Source organism: Micromonospora sp. CPCC 206061 (genome assembly GCF_036906915.1).
Classification (GTDB): domain Bacteria; phylum Actinomycetota; class Actinomycetes; order Mycobacteriales; family Micromonosporaceae; genus Phytohabitans.
The window spans coordinates 1-5,528 of sequence record NZ_JBAKHX010000166.1 but is presented as its reverse complement, the minus strand read 5'-3'; the positions used below and the strand labels follow the sequence as shown (position 1 = coordinate 5,528).

General features: G+C 66.3%; 5 protein-coding genes and 2 pseudogenes. 4 read left to right on the top strand and 3 right to left on the bottom strand.

Features of this window, described 5'->3' with window-relative positions; all coding sequences use genetic code 11:
- Positions 1-1,115 precede the first annotated feature (1,115 nt).
- The 4 genes and pseudogenes from V6V89_RS40975 to V6V89_RS40965 all read left to right on the top strand — a co-directional run.
- Positions 1,116-1,271, top strand: a pseudogene (locus tag V6V89_RS40975) (dihydrofolate reductase family protein); the annotation flags it as partial.
- Between the two features lie 77 nt (positions 1,272-1,348).
- On the top strand, positions 1,349-2,605 hold the full coding sequence (locus V6V89_RS40970; RefSeq protein ID WP_334625119.1) for a serine hydrolase domain-containing protein: 1,257 nt from the start codon (positions 1,349-1,351) through the stop codon (positions 2,603-2,605).
- A gap of 112 nt (positions 2,606-2,717) precedes the next feature.
- Positions 2,718-2,855, top strand: a complete 138-nt coding sequence (locus V6V89_RS42035) for a substrate-binding domain-containing protein (protein ID WP_442935326.1) — start codon at positions 2,718-2,720, stop codon at positions 2,853-2,855.
- A gap of 272 nt (positions 2,856-3,127) precedes the next feature.
- Positions 3,128-3,802: a hypothetical protein gene (locus V6V89_RS40965; protein WP_334625118.1), complete on the top strand. Its 675-nt coding sequence runs from the start codon at positions 3,128-3,130 to the stop codon at positions 3,800-3,802.
- A 301-nt stretch (positions 3,803-4,103) separates the two neighbouring features.
- Here the strand turns inward: V6V89_RS40965 and V6V89_RS40960 are convergent, their stop codons facing one another.
- The 3 genes and pseudogenes from V6V89_RS40960 to V6V89_RS40950 form a co-directional block, all read right to left on the bottom strand.
- On the bottom strand, positions 4,104-4,346 hold the full coding sequence (locus tag V6V89_RS40960) for an alpha/beta fold hydrolase (RefSeq protein ID WP_334625117.1): 243 nt from the start codon (positions 4,344-4,346) through the stop codon (positions 4,104-4,106).
- A 218-nt stretch (positions 4,347-4,564) separates the two neighbouring features.
- A complete protein-coding gene (locus tag V6V89_RS40955) occupies positions 4,565-5,098 on the bottom strand; it encodes an SUKH-4 family immunity protein (RefSeq protein ID WP_334625116.1) in 534 nt (177 codons plus the stop codon).
- 227 nt (positions 5,099-5,325) lie between these two features.
- A pseudogene (locus V6V89_RS40950) lies at positions 5,326-5,528 on the bottom strand (integrase core domain-containing protein); the annotation flags it as partial.

Below are 5,528 nucleotides of genomic sequence, written 5' to 3'. Positions count from 1 at the left end.
GCCACTGCCCTCCGCGGTTTGGATCAATCGGCCAGCACTGCAGACGGCCGCACAACAGACGAACTAAAAAGATCTTGTCTCATTGATCTTGACAGGTTCCGGACCAACAGCAACAGTGGCGCGACGTTCAACGAATCGGTCCTCACCGCCTGGAACAAGTGGCTCGGAGTAGATGCGGCCGAGGAACCCCGCCGACCGCAGTCAGGCCTATCGACCCTGTCCGCGATCGGTCTGGCGTTAGCAGCGCTGTTGTGCCTAACCGCCGTCCTGTATGGCATACGCCTCCTACGCGGACACCGCCCCAGACACAGATCGAAGGCGCCAGAATCCCTTTGACAGGCGCCCCTGGTCCCCGCAAACGGCAGCGGTCCGACTGCCTGTGTCGAACCACATCCAACGACGGTGAAGCGGACCCTGGCAGCGATCACGCCGCCCTGACGGGCGTCGGGCCTGCGGCCGTATCGCCGCGACCCCACACGATGCAAGACCCCGCCGTACGGGCGGGGTCTTGCTCGTTTCGCTTCGCGGGTAGTTCTCGCCACGGGCAAGCGTTGGACGGCTCAGTGCCAAACGCGGTACTTCACGACCTGAACTTCGGGCTCGATGTAGTCGACGGCGTAGAGCACTATGTAGTGGGCGTTGTTGGGCACGTTGCGAGCCAATACTGTCCGGTGCGGGCCACACGCGGTCACCGGCTCCGTGTAGGTAAAGGAGCCGTCAACGAGCGGCCAGAACCCGACCAGGAAAACCTGGCAGCGGTCCGCCGGGTTCGCGGCGTCGCGAATGTTGGAGACGCTGATGGTTCTACACCTCGAGGTCGGTGTTGTCAGTTCCTCGCTGGCGACCCGGCCCGCCTCGTAAAAGTCGAGCTCGGGCCGGATCGGGACACACCCGTTGGCATTCTCGGCGGCCGGTTTAGCGGAGGCGGCGGGTCACGCGATGTAGCGGGCTTCCAGACGGCAAGTACGTCGTCTCCCAGACGTTGACGACGGCCGAGTGGCAGAACTCGACGCTCATCAGCGGCGACGTCGTGAAGGAGCTGACCCGCCTCAAGGAGGAGCCCGGCGGCACCACCGGCAGCGGCACGCTCGTCGTCTCGCTGCTGCGCGAGGGGCCTCATCGACGAGCTGCACCTGCTGCTGCACCCGATCGTGGTCGGCGGCGGCAAGCGACTCTTCGCGGACGGCGCGCAGGTGCCGCTGCGCCTCACCGACTCGAAGACCTTCAGCATCGGCGTGCTGCACCTGACCTACACGCGGGCCGACTCCTGACCCACTTCCCCTCATGAAACAAAAATGAAAGGGCCCTTCGCTCTACTAGGTTGCTCATGAGCGAAGGGAGCTTGCCGATGGACAGGCGAGCGTTGTTGACCGGATCCGTCGCGGTGGGTGCCTCAGCGCTCACCAGTGGCCTGGCACCGGGACGGGCGTCGGCGAGCACCGGGCTCACCGCCCTGCACGAGGCGATGGCGGCGCGCATCGCCCGGGGTGAGCTGGTCGGGATCGTTTACCTCGTCGCGCACGGCGGCGCGGTCCACGTCGACACGATCGGCCGGAAGTCGCTGGACAGCGACGAGCCGATCCGGCGTGGCACGCCGTTCCGGATCGCGTCGTTGACGAAGCCGATCATCGGCGCGGCGACGATGATGCTGGTCGAGGACCGCAAGCTCGCGCTCGACGAACCGGTCGACCGGCTGCTTCCGGAGCTGGCCAACCGGCGGGTGCTCACCCGGCTCGACGGGCCACTCGACCAGACGGTGCCGGCGACGCGCCCGATCACGGTCGAGGACCTCCTGACGTTCCGGATGGGGTACGGCCTCATCCTCGATCCCTTCGAGCCGGACGACTATCCGATCATCGCCGCGGCCAAAAACCTGCGGCTGACGATGGCGGAGCCGTACCCGCCCAGCCCGCACGAGCCGGACGAGTGGATCCGGCGCTTCGGTACCCTGCCGTTGATGGCCCAGCCGGGTGAGCGGTGGCAGTACAACGCCGGCTCGCTCGTGCTGAGCGTGCTGATCGCCCGCGCCTCCGGCAAATCGCTGCCGGATTTCCTGAGGGAACGCGTCTTCCGGCCGCTGGGCATGCGGCGGACCGGATTCTCCGTGTCCGCCCGCGACGCCGCCCGGTTGCCCGACCTCTATCAGAGCAACCCGGAGACCGGACAACTGGAGCTGTCGAGCTGGTTCCCACCGCACGAGTTGACCCAGCCACCGGCGTTCCCGTCCGGCGCGAGTGGACTGATGTCCACCATCGACGACTACCTGGCGTTCTCCCAGCTGTTGCGCAACCGGGGAGTTCACCACGGTAGGCGCCTGCTGTCGGCGGAGTCGGTCCGGCTGCTGACGACCAATCACCTCACGCCGCAGCAGGCCGCCGGTGGCGGATTCGTGCTCAACGGACGCGGCTGGGGGTACTGCATGGCGGTCAGCGTCACGCCGGACGAGGTCTCGCAGCCGGGCCGGTATGGCTGGGAGGGCGGCTTCGGCACGGTGTGGTTCACCGACCCTAACCGCGACCTGACCGCGATTGCGCTGACCCAATCCCTCAACTTCCTGTTCAATGGCGGCGCCGCCGAGTTCCAACGCCTCGCCGCCCGCGTCTAATACTGTACGGCGCTTATGGTGGGATTTGCCCGCGTCGGCGGTAGTGGCTGACGCGGGCTTGCCACTGTCGTCGCCGTCGGAACGTTGACCAGGCGTAGACCCGGGTCGGGTCATCCTTACGCGCCAAGACCAAGGCGACCACGCGGCAGTCGGGCTGCTACAGATACTGCTGCGAAACGGCGTGCGGATTCCCGAAGACCTGTCCGTCAAGGGCTTCGATGACGCGCCATCGCCCGTCTCTCCTCAGTAGACCTCACCGCCGTCCGCCAGGACCGCGAACTCATGGGAGTCGCGGCGGTTGAGGCCGCCGCCGCGTCAAGGAGGGAGGCCTGAAACCCGGCGAAACCATCGTGCGGGCGTCCCTCGTCGTTCGCGGAAGTGCTGCCTCCCCCAGTTGAGGTGACCGTTATTCGATCAATGAACGACGCGATGCAGGTTCGATGAACGGCTCCACTCATGCTGGGCACATCGCTCGGCCTGAAGGAGTACCCGCGGCCGATCGGGGAACGCTGGAGGTTGATGATGCTGACACTGCGCACGCGACTGACCCACTGGCTGATGGTCGCTACGGCAGCGGCGATGGTGGCGCCGGTGGCCGGCGCCAATGCCGCCCAGGCCGACCTGCGCGCGTGGGAAACCCGGCGGGGGACGCTCACGCTCGCCCCGGGCGCGTCGGGCTCGGTCACCGTCGACTGCCAGAGCTGGGGCGTCGCGATCAGCGGCGGGTTCTCCGCCAGCACCGCCAACGAAGTGTTCATCGACACCTCGCGGCCATCCCTGACCAGCAACGGATGGTTCGTCAACGCCCTCAACACACTGACCACGACCCAGACGGTCGAGGTCTTCGCGGTCTGCGCCAGCATCGACGGCCGCACCTTCGACTCCCGCACCACATCTGTCGCACCGGGCGCGAACCCCGCCGTGACGAAGACATGCCCCACCGGTACGTCGAACACCGGCGGCGGATTCCGCATCGACCCCGTCAATCGCTTCGTGGTGATGCATTCCCGCCCGGCCACCACCGGCCAGGGTTGGACGGTAATGCCGTACAACGCCACGACGGCGAGTCGCTCAGCGACCGTCTACACCGTCTGTGCAGTGTTCACTGGACGGCGGGCGTCAGCCAAAGCGCCATCCTCGAGCGGGGAACCTCACTCACCCTGGCCGCCAGCTGCACAAACACCGAGTTCGCGATAGGCGGCGGGTGGGAACACGGCGGCGGCGTCCGCTGGCTCGTCGATCGCGCGACACAATCCGGGCTCAGCAGTTGGACCGCGCACTACGTCAACACCACGACCACTGTCCGCTACGGCATTGCCACATACGCGGTCTGCGCCGCTGACTAACCTGACGCCTCCCAGTGTCCGCCGGCCACGCAACGGGCCCCGGCCGGCCACGACATGAGGCCAGAGCCCCTGGGCGTAGAGGCCGGTGACGATGCCATCGTTGGCGGCGATGAAGCTCAGCCGGCGACCGGTGCCGGCCGGCACCGGGTTGGTCAGAAGGGCCGGGCGAGTTTCTGGTACTCGGCGGCGGCTCCCTTGACATAGTCGCCGAGCGGGCAGTCACCCTTCTCGATACAGAAGGCGGCGATCTCGTCGAAGGCCTCCTGGAAACTCGCCCACAGCTCCTGCCGGCGCTTGAGGGTGTTCGCGTGCGGATCCATCACGCCGTCGAGCACCAGGGCCCGTACCTTCTCGGGGAACATCTCAGCGTAGACGGGCCCCAGCCGCGTCGGCATACCGCACATCGTGCTCTTCGACTTCGTCCGTCCTGACTGCGAGGATGTGCCCCAGAACGAGCTGCCGGCCGCAGTGGCCGGTTTCGTACGGCGCGATGGATGAGCGAGGCACGGCAGAGCACGTTCACGGCGCATTTCATCCCGCCGTCCTGAGGCCCGGTCGACCATCGAGGCATCCTCTTACCTGCATATCAAACAGAAGAGGATGTCTGCATCGATCAGTAGAGCCACCGGTCGAGCACTGCGGGCCAGAAGTGGGTTGCATGGTCGCCGTCCCCGAACGCGGGCGGGTCAAGGGCCCTGATCCGCTCCAACAGGTCGGCGAGCTCCGCGAGCGCTTCCTCTTCGGCCTGTCCGTCTTCGTCCCAGCGGCCGATGACGGTTGAGCTGGTCAACCAGCTACCAACCATGTGCAGCGAACACAGCCAGTGGGTGATCGTTGAGTTGACGAACCAGGTGCGGCCGTCCGACTGCCATGCCTGCACCTCACCGGTCCCCGGCGCGGCACCGTACACCCAGTCCAGGTCCTCGGAGTTCGCCAACCGGTACATCGTCGGCTCTGCGCGGAATGACACCGCACTCACGAGGTCATCGATCAGCGGTACGCCACACGAGACCAGCGCGGCCTTCTGCGGCTCGGGAAGCCACCACGTCGCCACGTCCAGCTCGGTAGCACGCATCACCCGCCCAGTACCAGCCCAGGCCGTGACCGCTTCGAACGCGGGAGGCAGCGGAAGATCATCAACGGGCACGCCAGTGAGGGTAGTCCAGGCAAGGATCAAAGCACCCAGAGTTCATGTAGCGGCCAGTCATCCGATCATCGGCATTTGAGTAGTTCAGAGGCGGCGCAGCCGTGTTTGCGGTGGACGACCGCGCCGCCAACATGATCATATCGCTGGTGGCGGTGGGCGTCATAGCGCCTACAGCGCCTGTGGCACCGCCACGGCCTGGCCTGTACCGTTCGAAAACTCGGTTTTGGCTACGCGGCCTGCTCATACTCGTTGATCAACCCATGCAGGACCTTCCTGCGTCGCACCCGCATCACACCCAGATCGGCGACCGGTGCTGGAAGGGCGTCTTGGTCAGGTGGGCGTTGCCCGCGGCCCTGATGCGGCCGATGTTGGTTGTAGTGCGCGAGGTACTCGCGCACTACGGCGAGCAGATGTCGGGTGTTGTAGATCA

Coding starts and splice junctions, on each gene's coding strand:
- V6V89_RS40965 (WP_334625118.1), top strand. CDS start 3,128: ATGCTGACACTGCGCACGCGACTGACCCACTGGCTGATGGTCGCTACG.
- V6V89_RS40970 (WP_334625119.1), top strand. CDS start 1,349: ATGGACAGGCGAGCGTTGTTGACCGGATCCGTCGCGGTGGGTGCCTCA.
- V6V89_RS40960 (WP_334625117.1), bottom strand. CDS start 4,346: ATGCCGACGCGGCTGGGGCCCGTCTACGCTGAGATGTTCCCCGAGAAG.